General features: G+C 63.5%; 1 protein-coding gene and 1 pseudogene. Both read left to right on the top strand.

Features of this window, described 5'->3' with window-relative positions:
- Nucleotides 1–113: pseudogene (locus ACK4S7_RS13125) on the top strand (glutathione synthase); the annotation flags it as partial.
- Nucleotides 114–236: 123 nt separating this feature from the next.
- On the top strand, nt 237–646 hold a 410-nt coding region (locus ACK4S7_RS13130), incomplete at its 3' end, for a DedA family protein (protein ID WP_409647695.1).

Raw genomic sequence — 646 nt, forward strand, 5'->3', positions numbered from 1 at the left:
AGATCAACGTGACGTCGCCGACGGGGATCGTCGCGATCGACAAGTTCAACGGGACGGATACCGCCGCGATGATCTGGGATGCGATCGAGCGCCGCGTTGCTGCGCGCGCGTGAATCTCCCCTCCCGCTTGCGGGAGGGGTCGGGGGAGGGCCTGTCGTCTCTTCCGGTTCGCCTGCTGACAAGCCCTCCCCTAACCCCTCCCGCAAGCGGGAGGGGGATTTGAGCGTTTCAACCCTATGACCGAATTCATCCTCAACCTGATCGCCTGGGGCGGCTATATCGGGATCTTCATCCTGATGACGCTTGAGAACGTGTTTCCGCCATTGCCGTCGGAGGTCATCATGGGCCTGGGCGGAATGGCGGTGGCGCGCGGCGACATGGACATGACCCCGTTGCTGATCGTCGCGACGCTGGGCACCACGTTCGGCAACATGTTCTGGTACGGGGTCGGGCGCTGGATCGGGATTGCCCGGCTGAAGCCGTTCGTCGATCGCTATGGGCGCTGGCTGACGATGACCTGGGACGAGGTCGAGCAGCTCAACCGCTTCTTCAACCGCCATGGCCTGTGGGTCGTGTTCGTATTCCGCTTCCTGCCGACCTTCCGCACGATGATCTCGCTGCCCGCGGGGATGGCGAAGATGGGGAT

The sequence above is a fragment of the Sphingorhabdus sp. genome, assembly GCF_046292425.1.
Lineage (GTDB): Bacteria > Pseudomonadota > Alphaproteobacteria > Sphingomonadales > Sphingomonadaceae > Sphingorhabdus_B.